Source organism: Desulfosalsimonas sp., assembly GCF_055149105.1.
Map to the genome: position 1 here is coordinate 24,499 of NZ_JBSRLA010000023.1, position 20,636 is coordinate 45,134.

Annotated in this window: 16 protein-coding genes; 12 read left to right on the forward strand and 4 right to left on the reverse strand. The window is 54.5% G+C overall.

Features of this window, described 5'->3' with window-relative positions:
- Positions 1–34 precede the first annotated feature (34 nt).
- The 8 genes from ACTCIA_RS07515 (at position 35) to ACTCIA_RS07550 (ending at position 9,106) form a co-directional block, all read left to right on the forward strand.
- A complete protein-coding gene (locus tag ACTCIA_RS07515) occupies positions 35–820 on the forward strand; it encodes an enoyl-CoA hydratase-related protein (RefSeq protein ID WP_463001189.1) in 786 nt (261 codons plus the stop codon).
- Between the two features lie 12 nt (positions 821–832).
- Positions 833–2,434, forward strand: a complete 1,602-nt coding sequence (locus tag ACTCIA_RS07520) for an acyl-CoA carboxylase subunit beta (RefSeq protein WP_463001190.1) — start codon at positions 833–835, stop codon at positions 2,432–2,434.
- Positions 2,435–2,624: 190 nt separating this feature from the next.
- Positions 2,625–3,794 carry a beta/alpha barrel domain-containing protein gene (locus ACTCIA_RS07525; RefSeq protein WP_463001191.1) on the forward strand — a complete coding sequence of 390 codons (1,170 nt, stop codon included), beginning with the start codon at positions 2,625–2,627 and terminating at the stop codon, positions 3,792–3,794.
- Between the two features lie 73 nt (positions 3,795–3,867).
- Positions 3,868–5,823, forward strand: coding sequence for an acetoacetate--CoA ligase (locus tag ACTCIA_RS07530; protein WP_463001192.1), 1,956 nt, complete (start codon positions 3,868–3,870; stop codon positions 5,821–5,823).
- A gap of 9 nt (positions 5,824–5,832) precedes the next feature.
- On the forward strand, positions 5,833–6,597 hold the full coding sequence (locus ACTCIA_RS07535; RefSeq protein ID WP_463001193.1) for a DUF6125 family protein: 765 nt from the start codon (positions 5,833–5,835) through the stop codon (positions 6,595–6,597).
- Positions 6,598–6,653: 56 nt separating this feature from the next.
- Positions 6,654–6,941, forward strand: a complete 288-nt coding sequence (locus tag ACTCIA_RS07540) for an ACT domain-containing protein (RefSeq protein ID WP_463001194.1) — start codon at positions 6,654–6,656, stop codon at positions 6,939–6,941.
- Between the two features lie 5 nt (positions 6,942–6,946).
- Positions 6,947–8,305, forward strand: coding sequence for a DUF711 family protein (locus ACTCIA_RS07545; protein WP_463001195.1), 1,359 nt, complete (start codon positions 6,947–6,949; stop codon positions 8,303–8,305).
- Between the two features lie 27 nt (positions 8,306–8,332).
- Positions 8,333–9,106, forward strand: a complete 774-nt coding sequence (locus tag ACTCIA_RS07550) for an inositol monophosphatase family protein (protein WP_463001196.1) — start codon at positions 8,333–8,335, stop codon at positions 9,104–9,106.
- On the opposite strand, the gene ACTCIA_RS07555 is transcribed toward ACTCIA_RS07550, so the two are convergent.
- The 3 genes from ACTCIA_RS07555 to ACTCIA_RS07565 all read right to left on the reverse strand — a co-directional run bounded on the left by ACTCIA_RS07555 (position 9,093) and on the right by ACTCIA_RS07565 (position 11,352).
- Positions 9,093–9,704, reverse strand: a complete 612-nt coding sequence (locus ACTCIA_RS07555; protein ID WP_463001197.1) for a TetR/AcrR family transcriptional regulator — start codon at positions 9,702–9,704, stop codon at positions 9,093–9,095. The genes ACTCIA_RS07550 and ACTCIA_RS07555 overlap by 14 nt on opposite strands.
- Before the next feature lie 150 nt (positions 9,705–9,854).
- Entirely contained in the window at positions 9,855–10,274 is a 420-nt protein-coding gene (locus tag ACTCIA_RS07560; protein WP_463001198.1) for an ATP-binding cassette domain-containing protein, read from the reverse strand.
- Positions 10,225–11,352 carry an ATP-binding cassette domain-containing protein gene (locus tag ACTCIA_RS07565; protein ID WP_463001199.1) on the reverse strand — a complete coding sequence of 376 codons (1,128 nt, stop codon included), beginning with the start codon at positions 11,350–11,352 and terminating at the stop codon, positions 10,225–10,227. Before ACTCIA_RS07565 ends, ACTCIA_RS07560 begins: the two co-directional genes overlap by 50 nt.
- Positions 11,353–11,675: 323 nt before the next feature.
- Between ACTCIA_RS07565 and ACTCIA_RS07570 the strand changes: the two genes are divergently transcribed.
- The 4 genes from ACTCIA_RS07570 (at position 11,676) to ACTCIA_RS07585 (ending at position 18,606) form a co-directional block, all read left to right on the forward strand.
- Positions 11,676–12,527 (forward strand): hypothetical protein, encoded by an 852-nt coding sequence (locus ACTCIA_RS07570; protein ID WP_463001200.1) that lies wholly within the window; start codon positions 11,676–11,678, stop codon positions 12,525–12,527.
- A 353-nt stretch (positions 12,528–12,880) separates the two neighbouring features.
- Positions 12,881–14,908: an acetate--CoA ligase gene (gene acs, locus ACTCIA_RS07575; protein WP_463001201.1), complete on the forward strand. Its 2,028-nt coding sequence runs from the start codon at positions 12,881–12,883 to the stop codon at positions 14,906–14,908.
- Between the two features lie 71 nt (positions 14,909–14,979).
- Positions 14,980–16,767: a sodium:solute symporter family protein gene (locus ACTCIA_RS07580; RefSeq protein ID WP_463001202.1), complete on the forward strand. Its 1,788-nt coding sequence runs from the start codon at positions 14,980–14,982 to the stop codon at positions 16,765–16,767.
- Positions 16,768–17,034: 267 nt separating this feature from the next.
- Positions 17,035–18,606, forward strand: a complete 1,572-nt coding sequence (locus ACTCIA_RS07585; protein WP_463001203.1) for a 3'-5' exonuclease — start codon at positions 17,035–17,037, stop codon at positions 18,604–18,606.
- Here the strand turns inward: ACTCIA_RS07585 and ACTCIA_RS07590 are convergent.
- Positions 18,585–20,492 (reverse strand): DUF294 nucleotidyltransferase-like domain-containing protein, encoded by a 1,908-nt coding sequence (locus tag ACTCIA_RS07590; RefSeq protein ID WP_463001204.1) that lies wholly within the window; start codon positions 20,490–20,492, stop codon positions 18,585–18,587. The two genes, ACTCIA_RS07585 and ACTCIA_RS07590, sit on opposite strands and share 22 nt — an antisense overlap.
- Positions 20,493–20,636: the final 144 nt, after the last annotated feature.

Below are 20,636 nucleotides of genomic sequence, written 5' to 3' on the forward strand. Positions count from 1 at the left end.
CTGTGTGCGGACATCAATACAGGAGGATCCAGTCATGGAAAATGAAAATGTCCTTGTAAAAGAAGACCGGGGCCAGGTTCGGATTCTGACCCTGAATCGTCCCGACATGATGAATTCGGTGAATTTTGCCATGCTTCGGGCCCTGAAGTCCGAAATAGAGGCCCTGCGCTTTGATCCCGATATCCGGGTGGTGATCATCACCGGGACCGGGGAAAAAGCTTTTTGTGCGGGTGCGGATTTAAAGGAGCGCGCCACCCTCACCGATATCCAGGTCAAGGAATTTATCTACACCATCCGCAACCTGCTAAGCGATATTGAATCGCTGAACAAGCCGGTGATTTCAGCGGTAAACGGCATTGCCCTGGGAGGGGGAACCGAGATTGCCCTGGCCAGCGATTTGCGCATTGCCTCCATGAACGCCTCCATGGGGCTGACCGAAACCCGGCTGGCCATCATTCCCGGCGGCGGCGGCACCCAGCGGCTGCCCCGGCTTGTGGGACGGGGCAAGGCAAAGGAATTGATTTTCACCGGCCGGCGGGTGGATGCCCAGGAGGCCCTGGAGATCAGCCTGGTCAACAGCATCTGTGAGCCGGAACTGCTCATTGATGAGGCCCTGAAAATGGCGGAGATGATTTGCGAAACCGGCCCCATTGCCATTGAGCAGGCCAAGTTTGCCATTGATGCAGGAATGGAAACGGATTTAAAAACCGGTCTTGCCATTGAGTCCAATGCCTACTGGATTACCATTCCCACCCAGGACCGTTTAGAGGGCCTGGCTGCGTTCCGGGAAAAGCGCAAACCCGTGTACAAAGGCAAATAGGAGATCCATCCCATGACAGAAGCCATGAGTGAAAGCCGGCAGCATTGGTTAAATGAGGAAGCAAAGCTCGATGAACGCGTCAATGAGGCTTTGTGGCCCGGCGGGCAGGAGGCTGTGGACCGCCTGGCCAAACAGGGAAAAAAACCCGTGCGCGAGCTTATTGATCAGTTGATTGATCCGGGCACCCAATTTTTTGAGCTCTCCCGGATTGCCGGATTCGGGATGAATTACCCGGGGGTCGAGGACGTGCCCTGCGCCGGGGTTGTCACGGGCCTTGGAAAAATCTACGGCAACTGGACCATGATTATTGCCAATGACAGCCGGGTCAAGGCCGGGACCTATTTTCCCATTACCCTGAAAAAGCACATGCGCGCCCAGGCCATTGCGGAAAAAAACGGGCTCAACTGCGTCTATATCGCTGATTCCGGCGGGGCGTTTCTGCCCATGCAGGCTGATGTGTTCCCGGATGACCAGCATTTCGGCTCCATGTTTTACAACATGGCCCGGATGTCGGCCAAGGGATTAAAGCAGGTGACCCTGAGCACCGGCGGCAATACCGCGGGCGGGGCCTATATCGTGTTTATGGCCTGCGAGGCGGTGATGATCGACAAGATGTCCTATTCCTTTCTGGGCGGACCGCCTTTGGTGAAAATGGCCACAGGAGAGGAGATTTCCGCGGAAGACCTGGGCGGTGCGCGGGTGCATACCCATGTGTCGGGGGGCGCTGATCATTTCTGCAAAAACCAGGACGAAGCCATCGAGAAAGTGCGGGAAGTGTTGTCCCTGGAACCTTTGCAGACCTGTCATCTTCAGCGTTTTGAGGAAAGCCCGCCTTTATATCCCATGGAACGGATCTATGATATTTTGCCCGCCCTGGGCAGCCAGGCCATTGATACCCGGTCCGTGATCGAAACCATTGCAGACGACAGCCATTTCATTGAATACAAGGCCCATTACGCCCCTGGCCGGGGCGATAACATTCTTGCCGGCAAGGTCCGGATCAAGGGCTATCCCATGGGCGTGATCGCTTCGAACCGCATCGGGATCATATTCGAGGAAGCCGCCCGAAAGGCCGCGGAATGGATCGTGCGCTGCTCTCATGAAAAGATCCCCATCTTGTTTGTCCAGGGCTCGCCCGGCTACATGGTGGGATCGGATGCCGAGCACAACGGCATCGGAAAATACGGGGCCGACATGGTAAGAGCCGTGTCCTGCGCCCAGGTGCCGAGGATTCAGCTGGTTATCGGCCAGGACAACGGGGCGGCCAACTACGGCATGTGCGGAAGGGCGTACCGGCCCACGTTTTTGTTTAACACCATGCGGGGCCGGACTTCGGTGATGAGCGGGCGAAGTGCCGGCGGGGTGCTGCTTTCCATTGAGGACAGAAAGCGACAGGCCCAGGGCCGCCCCATGACCGACGAAGAGCGCGATGCATTTTACAAAAAAATGGTGGAAAAATACGACGGTGAAGCCCATCCGTTTTTCTGCGGAGCCCGGCTCTTAAATGACCGGACCCTGAAATTTACCGAAATTCGGGACTGGCTGGCCATGGCCGCGGAAGTCAGCACACTCCAGCCCGTTGGCGAGCCCGGCTTCGGCAATTTCCGCTTTTAAACATTGATGGCGCCGTAAAAAGTTCAATATCTGCGTTACGCGCAATTTCTCAGAATTTCACGTACGGCCAAGTACGCTGCATTCTTCGAAACTGCGCAAGCCTTGATCTTGAACTTTTTACGGCGCCATCAACCTTGAACTTTGAACCCTGAACATTGAACCTTGAACATTGAACCAACAGGGGGGCTTTATGACCGAATATGATCTCTGGAAAATTTTTCCGCGCATGCCCGGAAAAGTCACCATCGGCGACATTACTGTCCGCGACGGGTTCCAGCATCTGGAAAAGTTTATCTCCACCCGGGCCAAGATCTTTTACGCAGAAGAAATGATTTTTGCCGGGTGCCGCAACATCGAGGTCACCAACCTGGGAAACCCCTACCTGCTGCCCCAGTTCTCGGATGCAGAGGAAGTGCTGGGCTATCTTCGGGGAGAACGGTTTAAAAAGCGCTGCGCCAAAAGGGGGATCAACCCGGATGATGTCTGCATCACGGCCGTGACCATCCGGGAACCAGCAGTGGATCGGGCCATTGATCTAAAGCAGAAGGGTATCGGCCCGGACCGGGTGCTGATGATGGTTTCCACAGAAGAGGAGCATCATTTTGCCAATTCCGGAGTCACGCTGCCCATGTACTGGAAGGAGGCCGAACGGTGCATCAAAAAATGTACGGATGCCGGAATCAAGATGTGCGGCACCGTGAGCACCATCTGGGGCAGCCCCATTGCCGGGGCCACGGAATTAAAGGATGCAGTGGAGTTTACCAAGCGGTGGCTGGAAATCGGGGCCGCGGATATCGAGCATGCAGATCATGACGGAAGCGCTTCAGCCGCTGATGTATACCGCTATTTTTCCATGATCCTCGATGAAATACCCAACACGGATTTGCACCTGGCCCATTTCCATGAAACCAAGCGGGTTGCCGCAGCCTCCATTCTGGCAGCCCTGCAGGCGGGCATCACCCAGTTTGAAGCCACCCTTGGCGGCATGGGCGGTCAGCCCGCCAATTTTCTGGATGACTGCCCTGTGCCGGGAACCGGGGAATATTATTACGATGATCCTCGGTATGTGGGATTAAACTGCCTGGAGGACATGCTGGTGCAGATCGATGAGATGGGCATTGCCCACGGATACGACGTGGACCGGGTGCTCTGGCTGGGCCGCCAGATGGAGCGCACCGCCGGTCACAGGCTGCGCAGCGAGGCGGTGATCAACGGCCGGACATTAAAGGAGGGGCACATGAAGTTTGCCCGGCCCGGCTTAAAAAAGCTCAAGCAAAAGCAGGGGGAAAGCCCGGGTCAGTTGGTACCGGCAGATTGGGGAGACCAGGCGCTGCTGCCAAAACAACACAGGCCCGGGTAAAGTCGGCTTTATCCTGAAAACGGGACAGGCCGGAAACCAAAAAGCACTGCGATCAAAAAAAGGGGGGCCGAAGATGTCAAAACTGCTTTGGCAGCCATCTGAACAACGAATCCGGCAGACGCGCATGTACCGGTTCATGGCTTATGTCAATGAACGGTACAACAAGGATTTTTCCTGTTATGACCATTTGTACCAGTGGTCTGTCACAGAGATTGCCGATTTCTGGGCAGCGGTCTGGGATTTCATGGAGATCCGGGCATCTGTGCCCTATGATCAGGTCATCGACGATGCGACCAAAATGCCCGGGGCCAAATGGTTTGGCGGTGCCAGGCTCAATTTTGCGGAAAATCTGCTGCGATATCGCGATGACAAAACCGCCCTGGTTTTCCAGGGTGAAGACCGGGCCCCGGTGTACTGGAGCTATGCCCGGGTCTATGAAGAAGCCGCGCGCCTGGCCGCATCCATGAAGGAACTGGGCGTGGGTCCGGGCCACCGGGTGGCCGGGTATATGCCCAACATGGCTGAAACCGTCATTGCCATGCTGGCGGCCGTGAGCCTGGGGGCCACCTGGTCTTCGTGCTCTCCGGATTTTGGCATCAAGGGCGTGCTCGATCGGTTCGGCCAGATTGAGCCCACTGTGCTGTTTGCCGCTGACGGCTATTTTTTCAAGGGCAAGCGCATCGACACCATCTCCCGCCTGGAAGAAATTGCCGGGCAAATCCCGTCGGTCAAACGATTTGTGGTTGTGCCCTATACCATGGAAAACCCTGACATTTCGGGTATCAAAAACGCCGTGATGTATCCGGATTTCCGGGCCGGCGGGCCGGCACCGGAAATGGAATTTGCTCAATTGCCGGCCGATCACCCTCTTTATATCATGTATTCTTCCGGCACCACGGGTCTTCCCAAGTGCATGGTCCAGGGGGCCGCGGGAATACTGGTCAACCAGTTAAAGGAAATGGTGCTGCACACGGATGTGGGACGCGAAGACACGGTTTTTTATTTCACCACCTGCGGGTGGATGATGTGGAACTGGCTTGTCAGCGCCCTGGCCACGGGCGCCACCATTGTGCTCTATGACGGCAATCCGTTTTACCCGGGGCCGGAAGCCTTGTGGAAAATGGCGGAAGATCAGAAAATCAGCGTTTTCGGCACCAGCGCAGGATACCTGGGAGCCCTGGAAAATTCCGGATTGCGGCCGGGTGACCGCTTTGATCTGAGCGGTCTGCGGGCGGTTTTGTCCACCGGCTCGCCCTTGTCCGAGGAAGGCTTTGAGTTTGTTTATGACGCCATCAAAGGTGACCTGCAGCTGGCCTCCATTTCAGGCGGCACGGATTTAAACGGATGCTTTGCCCTGGGCAATCCCATGGGCCCGGTCTACGCAGGCGAATTGCAGTGCCGGGGTCTTGGCATGAAAGTGGAAGCCTATGATGACCAGGGGCGGCCGGTTACGGGGCGGCAGGCAGAACTGGTATGCACCGCGCCGTTTCCGTCCATGCCCTTGTATTTTTGGAATGATCCGGACAACAAAAAATATTTGTCCGCTTATTTTGATGTCTATCCCGGGGTGTGGCGGCACGGGGACTATATCGAGATCAACGAGCGCGGCGGGGTCAGGATTTACGGCCGGTCGGATGCCACATTAAATCCCGGGGGCGTGCGCATTGGCACGGCTGAGATCTATCGCCGGGTCAATGATTTTGCCGAGGTCGAAGACAGCCTGGTGGTGGGCCAGGACTGGAAGGGCGACGAGCGGGTGGTGCTGTTTGTCAAACCGGTCCAGGGCTGTGCAGTGGATGAGGATCTGAAAGACCGGATCAAAAAAAATCTGCGGCAGAATGCCTCACCCCGCCACGTGCCGGCCAAAATTCTGGAAGTACCCGATATTCCCTATACACTTAACATGAAAAAAGTGGAGCTGGCGGTTAAAAACATCATTGAAAACAAACCCGTGAGCAACCGGGACGCACTTTTAAACCCGGATGTACTCGATTTTTATGCCAACATCAAGCAAGTGCATGAGGAGTAGAAAACCACCATGACACAAAAAAATCAAACAGCGGCGTTTTCCTCCATTGAAGAGATGACTGAATCCGACCTGGGCCGGTATATGGTCACCATGATGCACCGGATGGTCATGCACCACGTGCTATGGTTCTCCGAGGTCAAGCACCAGATGGGCTTTGAACAGGCCATGGAAATGCTGGATCAGGCCTTTGAAACAAGTTTTCAGATTCAGCTCAAACGCCTTTCCAAAGTTCTGGGCTTTGAGATCAGAGACGGCCTGCCTGCGCCTCTGCTCGATCTTTCAGCGGAGAAAAAGGGTGAACTCATTGGCGCCCTGTGCGCCAACTGGCTGGTCAATGACGGGGTCTGGTTTCAGACCGTGGAGCAGACCCACGGCATGAACGAAGCCAAGCGGTGCAATGATTCCTGCTGGAGCCAGTTTTCTCCGGTGGAAGCCGGCCTGATCCGCCGGTTTCTGGGGCTTTCAAAAAAATCCGGCCTGGAGGGACTCAAAAAGGCCCTTGGATTTCGCATGTATGCCAATATCAACACCCAGTCCATTATTGACGAAGGACCCAACAGTTTTGTGTTCCAGATGAATGAATGCCGGGTCCAGGTGGCCAGAAAGCGCAAGAACCTGGCCGATTATCCCTGTAAATCCGCAGGGTTGGTTGAATACAGCTATTTTGCCGCAGCCGTTGATCCGCGCATCCGCACCGAGTGCATCGGATGCCCGCCTGACGAGCATCCAGAAGAATGGTATTGCGCCTGGCGCTTTTCCATGGCAGAAGAATAATGATTAATGCCCCTGTGGGCAAACAAGACATTTGAACGCAAGCGGAAAACGCGCCCATGGAAAAGAAAAAGGAAATGGTGTTTATCACCGTTATTGGCGAGGACAAAAAAGGAATCGTGGCCACGGTGGCCACCTATCTTTATCATCAAAACATTAATATCATCGATATCAACCAGCGGATCATGCCTGACGGCTGTTTTGTCATGTCCATGTTTGTTGATGTCTGCGATGCAGCGGTCAACATGGAGGAACTGAGCCTGGGCCTTGAAAAAATCGGTCAGGATCTGGCCATGTCCGTGCAGGTGCAGCATGAAAACATTTTCCGGATGATGCACAGGATCTGAAAAAAATGCCATTTGAAGTCGAAGAGATCTACGAAACCGCCAGCATGATCCTGCGCCAGCATTTAGACATCCGGACCACCACCCTGGGCCTGAATCTCAAGGACTGCATTGATTCCGACTTCGGGGTTTTTCGCAAAAATGTCTATGACAAGGTCTGCTCCCATGCCGAACGGCTGATTGCCGAATCTGCAAGGCTTGAACGCAAATACGGCATTCCTGTTGTCAACAAGCGCATTGCCGTCACCCCGGTGAACCTGATCATGGAAACCCACTGCGAGCCGGAAAAGTTTCTGGAAATGGCCCAGACCCTGGATGCGGCCGCCCGGGACGCGGGGGTGGATTTTATCGGCGGATTCGGCGCCCTGGTGCAAAAGGGGCTGACCCGTGCTGACAGCATGCTCATTGAGGTGCTGCCCGATGTTTTGTCCCAGACCGAAAGGGTCTGCTCTTTTTTGAATGTGGGCTCCTTTGTCTCGGGCATGAACCTGGATGCGGTCAACCGGATTGGGCCGATGCTCAAACAGACCGCAGCCAAAAGCGAAAACGCCGTTGGGTGTGCCAAGTTTGTGGTGTTTGTCAATGCTCCTGAGGACAATCCGTTTATGGCCGGGGCCTTTCACGGGGTTGGCGAGGCGGATGCGGCATTAAATATCGGCATCAGCGGCCCCGGCGTGGTTCGAAGCGTGGTTGAGCAGAACCGGGACTGCGACCTGACCCGGCTGTCAGAGGTGATCAAGCGCACGGTGTTTAAAATCACCCGGGCCGGGGAGTTAATCGGCCGGGAACTGGCCGGTGCCCTGGGCATCGGATTCGGGATCGTGGATATTTCCCTGGCTTCCACCACGGCCCGGGGCGATTCCGTGGCCGGGGTGATTGAGGCCTTCGGCATTGAAAAAATCGGGGCCCACGGCTCCACCCTGGCCCTGGCGCTTTTGATGAATGCGGTGAAAAAAGGCGGGGCCATGGCCAGCGGAAATGTGGGGGGCTTGAGCGGCACATTTATTCCCATCAGCGAGGACTCGGGTATGATCGATGCCGTATGCGCAGGCGCCCTTGGCCTGGATAAGCTCGAAGCCCTGACCGCGGTCTGCTCCGTGGGCCTGGACATGTTTGCCGTTCCCGGTGATACGCCCGAAGAAACCCTTTGCGCCATTATTGCCGATGAACTGGCAATCGGGGTGATCAACAACAAGACAACAGCCGTGCGGGTCATTCCGGTGCCGGGTAAAAAGGCCGGGGATTTGGTCCAATTCGGCGGACTTCTGGGCACCGCCCCGGTGATGCATGTCAACGGGTTTTCATCAAGGCAATTTTTAAAACGGGGCGGGCGGCTGCCCGCGTCTGTAACCAGCATGCGCAATTAAGGCCGGCATGGCATTGGAGAAAAGCAGTTGAGCAAGCATCTGGCATCTTATCTGGATTTTGCCGTGGAAACCGCCTACCTGGCCGGGCGGCTGACACTGGGATATTTTCAGGCGGGCATTCGCCCGGATTTCAAGGCGGATCAGACGCCTGTGACCGTGGCTGATCAAAAGGCAGAGGAACTCATCCGTGGCCGCATTGAAAAAAAATTTCCGGATCATGCCATTGTGGGCGAGGAATTCGGAGAATCAACGCATAAAGGGGCAAGCCATCGCTGGTATATTGATCCCATTGACGGCACAAAAGCCTTTACCCGGGGCGTTCCCCTTTACGGAGTCTTGCTGGGCCTGGAAATCGAGGGGCGGGTGGAAGCCGGTGTGGCCTATTTTCCGGCGCTGGATGAGATGGTGGCGGCCGCCACCGGCCTTGGCTGCCGTTTCAACGGCCGGCCGGCCAGGGTGTCTTCGGTTGAGAAAATGGCCGATGCAGTGGCCGCATTCACGGATCCGGGCAGCTTTGCCCAATACGGGCGTGCCGAAGCCTGGCAAAGAATTGGGCAGGCGGCTTACGTGCGCGCCGGCTGGGGCGATGCCTATGGGCACTGCCTGGTGGCCACGGGCCGGGCCGAAGTCATGCTCGATGCCGTGGTCAATGTCTGGGACTGCGCCCCGTTTCCGCCGATTTTAAAGGAAGCCGGCGGTTATTTCGGCGATTGGTCCGGCAATGAAACCATTTTCGCAAACGAGGCCATATCCGCAAATGCCGCTGTTTTGCCCCGGGTTTTGGAGCTTATCCGCGGGTAGAGGCTTCAAACGTGGCCGCCAGCACGTCGGTGAGCCGCAGGGTGTGCTGCCGGATTTCCTCCGGGGTTCTTCCGGGATACCGGCCATAGCTGATCATCAGGCCGTTTAGCGCTGAAAACAGCGCATGGGCGGCAATTCTTGTATCCTTTTGGATGCCGGCCAAAATCACCGCCTGTTCGATGCGGTCCACCATGGAGCGCATGCTGTTGTTGAGATTATGGACTCCGTCCTCGGAGAGCTCGCCGCCGAGGATAAAGTTGCTCATCATCTGAAAAAAGGTCATGTTTTCGTTTAGATAATTGACATAAGTCCTGCAAAATCTTGGGAAAACATCCTCGTCCTTGTTTTCCAGGGCCGAATCCATCAGGTCGGTGATTTCCTTGGCGCTTTCCAGAAATACGTCCAGAAAGACTTCGCCCAGGCTGGTATAATGATTGTAAATGGTACCCACACTCACACCGGCGGTTTTTGCGATTTCCCGGACCGTGACATCCCGGAAAACCTTTCTGGAAAAAAGATCCCGGGCTGTATCGGCAATCAGCCGGCGGCGGGCTTCTCTTTCCTCTGTCTTGAGTTGTTCAAGGGTTCTTAACGCCACGATTCATGCTCCTTTCAAAAAAAACCGGCGGGTTTTTACCCGGTATTGTGTTTTGATTGTCCGTTCATATTTCAAAACCCCATTCTACATGCAATTGTCATGATTTTCCAGAACAATTTTCAAAAATTCTTTCCATGTAAAAGGGATTGTTCAAGAAAGCCTGGCGGGCAGGTGCAGAGTGTGCTGGATACAGGACGGCAGCTGTTCTGCCTGGTGGGTTACATAAACAATGGTGAGATCGCTGATGGCGGCAATGGCGTCTGTAAGCTGCTGAAACGCCCTTTGCTGACTGCGCGCCAGGCCCTGGCAGGGTTCGTCGAGGAGCAAAAGATACGGATTTTTCACCAGAGCCCGGGCCAGCAGGCACAGCCGCTGTTTTCCGGCTGACAATTGCGAAAAATACCTGGCGCCAAATTCAGACAAGCCCAGGATGCCCATCCACTGCTCTGCTTTTTGACGGTTTTGGGGGCTGGTTTGCCGCAACACGCCCAGGGTGTCGTAAAAACCCGACTCCACCACGTCAACACAGGTGTATCGGAGCGGAAAGTACTGGAACAGCTCCGGGGACATGAAACCGGTTTTTTTTCTTGATCTCCCAGATGCTTTCCCCGGAGCCGCGTTTGCGGTCAAACAAGACAATGTCATTGGCGTAGGCCTGCGGGTGATCCCCGTTGATAAGGCTGAGCAATGTGGATTTGCCGGATCCGTTTGGACCGGACAAGGCCCAGTGCTCGCCCTGGCGGATCTGCCAGTTGATGTTTTCAAAAATCACAGTGCCGCCATAGGCCACCCGGACATTTTTCATGCCCACCATCAGGTTAAATCGCTGCCTGGCATTGTTGTTCATCAGTGTCCTGAGCCGACGGGTGTCTGCCTGGCCCGGAAACCGGTTTTGCCCAAAGGATGGGCAGAATGCCTTTTTTTCATACACCTGGAGGTTTTTTTCCGGTGTCGGTACGGCCACATGCGTAATTACACCCGGGATCTGGTCCGGGTTGGTGGCCATGACCAGGCAGATGCCGGATTCTGCAATTTGAAAAAAAAGATCCTCAAAGGTTTGACGCGTTTTTTCATCCAGACCGGCCAGGGGGCAATCCAGCAGCAGCAAAACCGGATGCTGTAAAAGGGCTGCGGCAATGCGCAGTCGCTTGCTTTCTCCGCTGGAAAGTTTGATCACGTGGCGCCGGGCGATGGATTCAAGTTTGAAGCAGGCATATATGCGTTCCAATGTCCAGGGGGTGTCCGGGCTTGCTTTTTGCGCCTTTTCAGCCAGGTATTGCGCCACAGTTGGCGCGTGGTCGGCATAGCCGGCATTAAAGCGCTGCTGGTAATAAAAACGGCCGGCGCCGGCAGGGGGCTGAAAATCATGGCGGATGTCCACGTATACGGATCGGCGCCGGTTGGCCGCAGCCGGGGTTGCGGGAGGGGATTTTCGGATGCGCTCATATTCGTTGTGCCGGATTTTGCCTCTTAACACAGGCAATTGCCCGTCAAGCGCCCGGAGCAGGGCGCTTTTGCCCGATCCGCTTTCTCCCGCCACAGCCAGGTGCTGGTTTTTTCGGATTTCAAGGTTCAGGTTTGAAAAAATCCGTTGCTGATGATACGTGATATCCGTATTTTCAATGCTCACAAGCCGGGTGTTGTCCATGGGGCGCACACAAGCCTGATCCGGGGCCTGCTGACGGCGGGCCCGTGGTTTTGATTTTGTATTGATTGATAAGCCTGTAAAAAGTCTTTTTTACAGGCAGTGTTAAGTTTTAAGTGATTAAGTGTTAAGTAAAATCAATAAGTTATTTCTTCATTGATTAGCGGTTATATCCGATTTGGGCCTTTTTACGATTCCATCATTGATTGTTACCTGAATTAATGATGATAGCAGATCGGCACCCGGCTTTTCCACGATTTTTTCCGGCATGCATAAGCACTGGTATTTTTTTGCATGCAGATGAGTTTGCAGGAGGAGAAAGACAAATGCCCGTAACAGTCCGAAAAACGCCCGGGGTTGCCGACGGCCCAAAGGAAATCTATCTCTGCCAGGTGGGGGATACGGTTTCCTGCGGGGCCTGCTGCGGGCTCTACAATGTGGCCGATGCCTCCAGGCAGGGCCTCTGCCGCATGCTGGAAAGACGCACGCATGCCTTTGCCCGGGTGCCCCGGCAAATGGATGCCATCCTTGCATTCGGCAGCAAAGAGTCGCAGCGGGTGGCCGCCCAAGGGGTCCCCATGCCGCAATTTCATCATTGTCCATATCTGGGTTTCATCGGCCGGGACAAAAGCCGGGTGGGTTGCATGCTCCATCCCGAAGCAAGGTACAATGCCGGAGTGGATTTGCGGGGGCTGAGCGACTACGGATCCATGACCTGCAGGATGTATTTCTGTCCCACTCATCACAAGGTCCCCAATGATTTGAAAAAAATGCTGCAAGGGGTGATCCGGGACTGGTATGTTTTCGGCCTTATTGTCCAGGAAGCTGAACTGCTGCAGGCCTTTTATGCGCAAATCACCACCCGCAGTCAGGGGGCCTGGCCGAATCCCGAATCCATCAAAGATCCGGAAATTTTCAGGTTGTGGAACAAATTGTTTGAGCTGAAAATCAACTGGCCTTTTGCCGCAGAATCCCGGCCCATGGCCAATTATTTTTTCAATGACCAGCTATACCCCAAACCCCGGGTTGATTACACCAAAACCGGCCGGTCCGGTTCAGGCTATGACCAGATATTCCGGCATCTGCATTCGGTGTTTGTATCCGGGGAGCAGCTGCGCAGGGCAGAGCAGATACTCGATGAGCTGTTTGAAAGCCTTGCTGACACATTGGAGAGCTAAACCGCAGGCCTTAAAAATTTTTTGCGGCCGGTGCTGTGCAAGGTTATATTTTTCGAAATAGTGGTGGTAGACGTTCTGAAATGGGAAAAGCTGTCTGTATAAAAAAAAATGGCAAAAACCGATTACCCGGAAAAAAAACTTGACAATCTCCACCCCTGACTGCAATTTTAAGGTACAAGGCGTATAAGAAGAAGTTTTTATCGTCGCACTTCGACTCCTGATCTTGTTTGCTCAAACACTTTTCAGTCATCAATAAAGCATTGTGTAAAACTTTTTTTTAGAAAAAAACACATTACAGCTTAGAAAACACCTTTCACTGAACAAAACACTTAACATCAACGAAAGGGGGGCACATGGCTGAGAGTGAACAAGGTTTAAATTCCCACTACGCTGTTCATTGGCAGGAAGAGGGGGTTTATTACCCCAGGCCGGAATTTATCGGCCAGGCCAACTGCACTGATCCGGATATTTTTGAACGCTTCAGTCTGGACAATTTCCCTGAGTGCTTCAAGGAATTCGGGGATCTGCTGGACTGGGACCAATACTGGCACACCACCCTGGATACCAGCGAGGCCCCGGTCTGGAAATGGTTTGTGGGTGGCAGACTCAATGCCTCCTATAACTGTGTGGACCGCCATCTGGCCAAATATAAAAACAAGACCGCCATCCATTTTGTCCCTGAGCTTGAAGAAGAGCCCATCGTTCACATGACCTATCAGGAGCTTTATCGCCGGGTCAATGAGACCGCAGCCGTGCTGCAGGATTTCTGCGGACTTAAAGCCGGCGACCGGGTCACCCTGTATCTGCCCATGACTCCGGAGCTGCCCATTACCATGCTGGCCTGCGCCAGGCTGGGGATCATTCATTGCCAGGTTTTTGCGGGTTTTAGCGGCAAGGCCTGCGGCGACAGGATCTGGGACTCGGAAAGCGAGGTCCTGATTACAATGGATGCCTATTACAGAAGCGGCAAGCTGTTAAATCACAAGGCCAATTCCGACGAGGCCGTTGCAGCGGCGGAAAAGCAGGGCCAGAAGGTTAAAAAGGTTCTGGTCTGGAGACGTTATCCGGGCACGTATTCATCGTCCACGGATATGGTCGAGGGCCGGGATTTCTTTGCAGACGAGCTGATGCAAAAGTACAAGAATGCCGAAGTTCCGCCGGTATCCATGCCGGCCGAGGGCATTTTGTTTCTCATGTATACCAGCGGCTCCACCGGCCGGCCCAAAGGCTGCCAGCACAGTATCGGCGGATATCTCTCCTATGTGACCTGGATGTCGAAATATGTCCAGGACATCCATCCCGAGGACGTGTACTGGTGCATGGCCGATATCGGCTGGATCACCGGTCATTCCTTTATTGTCTACGGCCCCCTGGCCCTTGCGGCCAGCACCGTGATCTATGAAGGCGTGCCCACTTACCCGGATCCCGGGCGCTGCTGGCGCATTGCCGAGGAACTCGATGTCAATATCTTCCACACCTCACCCACCGCCATCCGCGCCCTGCGCAAGGTGGGCGGTGATGAGCCGGCAAAATACAACTATCATTTCAAACATATGACTACCGTTGGCGAGCCCATCGAGCCCGAGGTCTGGCGCTGGTACTATGAGGTTGTGGGCAGGGGCAAAGCCGTGGTGGTCGATACCTGGTGGCAGACGGAAACCGGCGGGTTTCTGTGCAGCACCATTCCGGCACTTCAGCCCATGAAACCGGGCAGTGCAGGCCCGGGCCTTCCGGGAATCCATCCCATAGTCTATGATGATGACGGCAACGAGATTCCGCCCGGGGCGGGCAAGGCCGGCAATCTCTGCGTTCAAAACCCCTGGCCCGGGGCGTTTCAGACCATCTGGAAGGACAAGGAACGCTATATCAAGAGTTATTACGGTAAATACTGCAAAAACCCCCAGAGCACGGACTGGAGAGACTGGCCTTACATGGCCGGGGATGCCGCGGTAATGGCAGAAGACGGCTACGTGCGCATCCTGGGCAGAATAGACGACGTGATCAATGTCTCCGGTCACCGGCTGGGCACCAAGGAGATCGAGTCTGCGGCCCTGTCTGCGGTGGAAGTGGCTGAAGCCGCTGTGGTGGCCGTGCCTGATGAAATCAAGGGCACTGTGCCGGATCTCTACGTGTCTCTCAAACCCGGCTATGAAGCAACCACTGAGCTGGCCAAGAAGGTTTCTGACGCGGTCTCAGATGTTCTTGGCAAGATCGCCAAGCCAGGCCATGTCTATATTGTTCCCGATATGCCCAAGACCCGTTCCGGAAAGATCATGCGCCGGATTCTGGCCTCGATTTCCAGTTACAATGATGTGGGCGATGTCACAACTCTGGCCAACCCGGAAATTGTCGAGGAGATTCGTCACATGGTCCAGGGATAACCGTGTTTTTTTGACCGGCTTGCCGGCCGGATCCCGGCCGGCAAGCAAACAAACAAAAGGGGGGAAAAATTATGGGAAACGGTGGAGTTGACACAACATGGGTCTGGATTTTTCTTGGGTTGTATGTGGTTTACTGTTTCTACTGGGGATTGAGAGGGTATTTCACGGAGAAGACCTCTTCGGGCTATACCCTCGGCGGCAGAGAAATCCCCATGATCGCCTTTCTGATGGCGGCCACCGCTGCCTCATTCAGCGGCTGGACCACGGTCGGCCATCCCGGACTGATCTGGAGCGCCGGTTTGGCCTATGCATTTGCCTCATTTTACGTGCTGACCATCCCGATCACGGGAACCTTTTTTGCCAAACGGGTCTGGCTGGCCGGCAAGAGATACGGCTTTGTCACTCCCGGCGACATGTTTGCCTATTATTACAACAATGACGGCGTGCGTTATCTGGTGGTCATCACAGCGGTGCTCTACGGGGTGTTTTACTCCGCGGTCCAGCTCATGGCCGCTGCCGCCCTGTTTAAGTGGGTCACGGGCATTCCCCTGGCCTGGGGGGCCATCATCATGGCCGGCATTGTGTGGTTTTACGTGGTCACCGGCGGCCTTCGGGCCAGTACCTGGGTGGGGGTGATCCAGTTTGTTCTGCTGGTTCTGGCCATCATCCTGGTGGGCGCCTTTACCCTGGCCCATCTGGGCGGGTGGAGCGCCATGAGCGAGCAGGTGGCCAACCTGCCGGAAAGGTATCTGCAGGTGCCGTCACTGATTGAGTTTACAGTGGGCAAGACCACATGGACAACGGTGATGATTCTGACCTATATGTTTGCTTTGATGGGTATTCAGTCTTCGCCTGCCTTTATCATGTGGCAGTTTTCCAACAAAAACCCCAGGCCCTTTGCCTGGCAGCAGGTGTTTATGTCCACCTTTATCGTGGGCTTTGCCCTGTTTTTCTTCACCGCCTTCCAGGGCATGGGCGCCATTATTTTAAACCGCGCCGGGGAGCTGAGCCTGGCTGCTGACAGTGACGTGGTCCCGCAGCTCATGGCCAGTTACATCCCCTCGTTTCTGCTGGGTGTCACTTTTGTCGGGCTGATTGCGGCCATGCACTCCACGGCCGCGCCCTATATCGGCACTGCCGGCTCCATGCTGCTAAGAGACATCTGGTGGCTCAAGATCCGCAAGAAAAAAGGCGGGCATGCCGAGCAGATCTGGGTCAACCGGCTGTTTGTCACCATTATCACCATTATCGCCCTTGCCGTGGGATTAAATTCCCAGGCGGCCCTGGTGATCCTGGGGGCCCTGGCAACGGCATTCGGCTTTGTCATGTACGTGCCCCTGCTGGGAACGCTCTGGGGTTTCCGCTGGCCTTCCTACGGCACGGTCCTGGGTATTCTGGCCGGGCTGATCGCGGTCTTTCTGACCTACAAGGTCTGGCCCAACCCCCTGACCATGCACAGCGCGTTCTGGGGCACGGCCACAGGCCTTGTCGTGGCGTATCTGTGCCGGGGCCTTGGCATCAAGGACAGTGCCGAGACCGTGGAGCGGCAAAGTGAGTTCCGGGGCTGGCTGGATAACGTGGAAGTGCCCAGTGAAAGCGGCCGCAAATGGCGCAATGCCATGAAATTCGTGGTGCCGGCATGGTACATATTTGCCATCGGCCCCCTGTGTATTCTCGGCAACAGCGCTTTTTCGTTTGCCGGATTTCCGCCCCTGTGGTCCTGGCAGATCACGTGGTGGATCCTGGGCATCATCATGATGTGGGCTCTTGCTTTTAAGGCCGAGATGTCAAGCATTACTGAAAAGATGATCCAGCGGGCGGAAAACGAGCCCAACATCGTGGTGGAGGAAACCACTTAGAAAAAAGCCCTAATGATTTAACCGGCAAAAGGAGGGAATATGAAACCAGAAGATATGTGGATGCTGATTGTCGTGGGTTTTTCCATCCTGTGGGTCATTCTTATCGGAATGGGCCTGCTGGGATAACATAACCGCAGTGCAAAGATGAAATGCCGGCCCGGACTTTTTCCGGGCCGGCAATACAATGTTGTATCCGGCCGGCAAAAATTCGGCATTATCAGGGTCGTTGCTTAAGACAGATATCCCGGCGTCAGGAGATGAAGGTATATGGATCTGAAAAGTAAGTTCTGGGTGCTGACCCTTACCATCATCACCGTCCAGCTCGCCCTGCTCGGGTATCTGTTTTCTCGCTTGTGGACTCAGCTGCCGGAAACCGCCAGGCAAAGCATCTGGCAATCCCAGGGGGAATTTTTCGGGCTGTTGTTTTTAATCGGCCTGGTGATCCTCATGGGATTTTTATTTCTGCTAAACGAGATCTTCCAGAGTTATATCCTGCCCCTGTCGAGAATCAGCGAGGAAATCGAACTGATCAGCACGGTCAACGCCGGCCACAGGATCAACGTGACAGAGGGCGGCAAAGAGATCAAAAGCGTGGTGCAAAAGATCAACAAGGCCGCAGACAAGCTGCAGTATTTACAGGAGCAGGTCCGCCAGCAAAACCAGCCCGACTCGGAACTGCGGACCGACCGGGAGACCCTGGCCTCTCTTTTTACCCGCATGCCCCTGGGGGTGGTGGTCTGCAACCGGCGGGGCAAAATTCTTTTATATAACAGGAAAGCAGATGAACTGCTTTGCAAAAGGGGTTTTCCGGCCAACGGTTCCGGAATATCACTCGGGCTGGGGCGATCCCTGTCCGCATTTTTAAACCAGGACGATATCGCCCTGGCCATGCATGATCTGCATGCTCAGCTCGACGATGGTGTCCGGGAGCCTGTTTCCTACCTCCAGGTCAGGCAGGAACAGGGGGAGGACGTGCCGGCCCAGATGGTCTGCATCCAGGATCATGAACATTCAATTCTGGGATATGGCCTTTTTCTGCATGCACACGAGGACTATTGTCTGCTCCAGCCCCATGATCAGCAGTCTTTTTTTCTGCATAGCATGGGCAGCCCGGATTTTGCTGCCCAAAATCAGGGGGCGGGCATACTGCAAAACGGCCGGCCCTGTACCTATGATTTTCAGCTTTTGTACCGGCAGCAGAAAAGTTCGCCCATGGACATGCGCGAACTCTCCGAGCTGACATACACTGTGCTGGATCTGGAAACCACCGGCTTGGATCCCCTGAGCGGCGATGAGATTGTTTCCATCAGCGCAGTCAGGATTTTTAACTATCGAATTGTACCCGGCGAGACGTTTGACCGCCTGGTGAATCCGAATCGCTCCATTGGTCCCGAATCCATACGTGTGCACGGCATCACCGATGAAATGGTTGCCAACCAGCCGGGCATTGAACAGGTGCTTTCGCATTTCTGGGAATTTGCCAGAGACAGTGTGCTGGTGGCGTATTGCGCGGATTTTGATCTGACCTTTCTGCAGCTAAAGGAGCAGAATATCGGTCTTAAGTTTGAAAATCCGGTACTTGACGTGCTTTTGCTTTCCCTGTATGTGCATCCCGGCCAAAAGGATCATTCTTTGGAAGCCATTGCCGGCAGGCTGGGTACCCGAATATATCCCAGACACACCTCCATGGGAGATGCCCTGACCACTGCAGAGATTTTTCTGCAGTTGATTGCGCTTCTGAAAAACAAGGGCGTCAATACGCTTCAGGAGGCCAGGGCGGTCACCGAGCAGGTCAAGTATGTGGGTCCCAAAAAGGATCAGGTGATGCCGATGTCCTGAGTCAGATCCATTCGCATCTTTCCCTGGGCGATCTTTATGCGTTTGAAGGCTTCTTTCAGGGACTGCCGTTCCATATGGGTGAGTTTGTTGGGCTCGATGAAATTGTCGGGGTTTTGTTTTTCTTCCACCAGCACATTCACCTGGTGGGCCAGGCGCATGTGCATCAGAAATCCGTAGGCCAGGGCCAGTTCCTCATAATCCTTTTTTTCCAGGGCGCCTTTTAGCTGGACTTCTTCCAGCCGTTCCATGGTGTTGGTGGATTCTATGTGGTTTTGCAGGGCATAGATGCGGGCGAAATCCACAATGAGCCGCATTGGGGTTTTGATGTCCAGGCTGTTTTTTCGCCCGTCCCTGGTTTTGAGGATCAGGTTGCCGAAAAAGTCCAGAGGCGGTTTAAAATGGAGGGCATTTTCGGCAAAATGACGGTAAAAGCCCGCCCAGCCCGAAAGGGCTTTAAACAGATCCGCCCGCAGTTCATCGACAATATCGGCCTGCCCGAATCCGAGCCGGAAATCAAAGAAGATGCTTGAATGAAGAAGGGCTTCCGGGTCGGCTTCGTGGATCCATTGCCGGAAATACTGTTTCCACTTGCCAAGAGGCTGACACCATTTGGGGTTTTGGGCCATGATTTCGTACTCACACAGGCTGTAGCCCGCCTCATTGAGCCAGGTGCAGACCTTTTGGCCCAGGGCCAGGAAAAAGGCCTGAACCTCCTTTTCCTTGTCTGCGGCCACATCTCTGAAAACAATGGCATTGTCCTGGTCGGTTTTCAGGGTCTGTTCCCTGCGCCCCTCGCTGCCCATGATCATGAAGGCAAACTCAACCGGGGGCTCTCCCATCTCATCGATTGCAAAGCCGATAATTTTTTTGAGAATGGCGTCAGAGAGTTCTGTGATAATGCGGTTTAAATGGTTGGCGATGGCCCCGCTGTCGATCATGGACTTGATCAGGCCGGGAAGTTGTTTGTGCCGGGCTTTTAGCTCCTGCACACTGTCTGCAAGCTGGATTTCCCGCATGAGATAGACCGGGGATCGGCCCTGGGCCAGCAGCAGGTCCTGCTCGGTTGCAATTCCGAGCATTTTTTGCGCATTGTCTGTGACAGCCAGGTGCTTGATGTCGTATTTCATCATCTGCATTATGGCTTCAAATATCTGGGACTGGGCGGGCATGGTAATCAGGGGGCCGCCGACAATGTCGCTTACGGGTTTGTGTACGGGATAGGCCTCGGCCACCACTTTTTTGCGCATGTCATGATCCGTGATCAGGCCGATGCTTTTGCCGTCCGCGTCCATGACCACAACAGAGCTTCTTTTTTTTTGGGTCATGAGCTGTGCTGCCTCCTGAATTGTGGCATCTGTGCTGCACGCGGCAAATTCCCTGGAAAAAATATCCTGCAAAGTCAGGTTCAAAAAACTCTGATCGCCGGATTCCCGGGTTTCCGGGGTTTTGGCGATTAAATCCACGTAGGGTTCCTGCAGCATTTTTTCGCTGAACTGCTCTGTAAAAAAACTGGTGAACTTGGGGTAATGGGAGCAAAATTCGAGAAACAGCTCCTTGGGAAGGCAGTAAAAGGTGCTGTCTTCAAGGGTCTGGACCGTGCGGATGGAAACGCTTTTGTTAAACAAAATCGACAGGGCCCCGTAGATGCTTTTTTCTTCGAGCACCCCGTCCAGGGTTTTTTTGTCCCCGTCCTGGATATATTTTTCCAGCCGGCCTTCCAGGAGGATATACACATAATTGAGCACGGTTTTGTTTTGAACAAAAAGAACCATGTCCCGGTAGCGATGGCTCTTGGTCAGTTCCCGGGCGGCTTTTCGCAGTTCATGTTCAGGCAGCACGTCAAAAGGCGGGACAGTGGACAGGAAATCAAACAAAGAGGAGCTCATGGTTTTCTCCTATCGGGGCTTGCCGCCGGTTTTTGATGGCACCGGAAAAAGTCCAATATCTGCGTTACGCGCGATTTCTCAGAATTTCACGTACGGATAAGTACGCTGCATTCTTCGAAATCGCGCAAGCCTTGATCTTGAACT

Bases quoted from the DNA above. Each gene is read 5' to 3' on its own strand.
- ACTCIA_RS07565 (WP_463001199.1), bottom strand. From the start codon at position 11,352: ATGGACAACACCCGGCTTGTGAGCATTGAAAATACGGATATCACGTAT.
- ACTCIA_RS07535 (WP_463001193.1), top strand. From the start codon at position 5,833: ATGACACAAAAAAATCAAACAGCGGCGTTTTCCTCCATTGAAGAGATG.
- ACTCIA_RS07530 (WP_463001192.1), top strand. From the start codon at position 3,868: ATGTCAAAACTGCTTTGGCAGCCATCTGAACAACGAATCCGGCAGACG.
- ACTCIA_RS07545 (WP_463001195.1), top strand. From the start codon at position 6,947: ATGCCATTTGAAGTCGAAGAGATCTACGAAACCGCCAGCATGATCCTG.
- ACTCIA_RS07515 (WP_463001189.1), top strand. From the start codon at position 35: ATGGAAAATGAAAATGTCCTTGTAAAAGAAGACCGGGGCCAGGTTCGG.
- ACTCIA_RS07520 (WP_463001190.1), top strand. From the start codon at position 833: ATGACAGAAGCCATGAGTGAAAGCCGGCAGCATTGGTTAAATGAGGAA.
- acs (WP_463001201.1), top strand. From the start codon at position 12,881: ATGGCTGAGAGTGAACAAGGTTTAAATTCCCACTACGCTGTTCATTGG.
- ACTCIA_RS07580 (WP_463001202.1), top strand. From the start codon at position 14,980: ATGGGAAACGGTGGAGTTGACACAACATGGGTCTGGATTTTTCTTGGG.
- ACTCIA_RS07590 (WP_463001204.1), bottom strand. From the start codon at position 20,492: ATGAGCTCCTCTTTGTTTGATTTCCTGTCCACTGTCCCGCCTTTTGAC.
- ACTCIA_RS07585 (WP_463001203.1), top strand. From the start codon at position 17,035: ATGGATCTGAAAAGTAAGTTCTGGGTGCTGACCCTTACCATCATCACC.
- ACTCIA_RS07570 (WP_463001200.1), top strand. From the start codon at position 11,676: ATGCCCGTAACAGTCCGAAAAACGCCCGGGGTTGCCGACGGCCCAAAG.
- ACTCIA_RS07540 (WP_463001194.1), top strand. From the start codon at position 6,654: ATGGAAAAGAAAAAGGAAATGGTGTTTATCACCGTTATTGGCGAGGAC.
- ACTCIA_RS07560 (WP_463001198.1), bottom strand. From the start codon at position 10,274: ATGTCCCCGGAGCTGTTCCAGTACTTTCCGCTCCGATACACCTGTGTT.
- ACTCIA_RS07525 (WP_463001191.1), top strand. From the start codon at position 2,625: ATGACCGAATATGATCTCTGGAAAATTTTTCCGCGCATGCCCGGAAAA.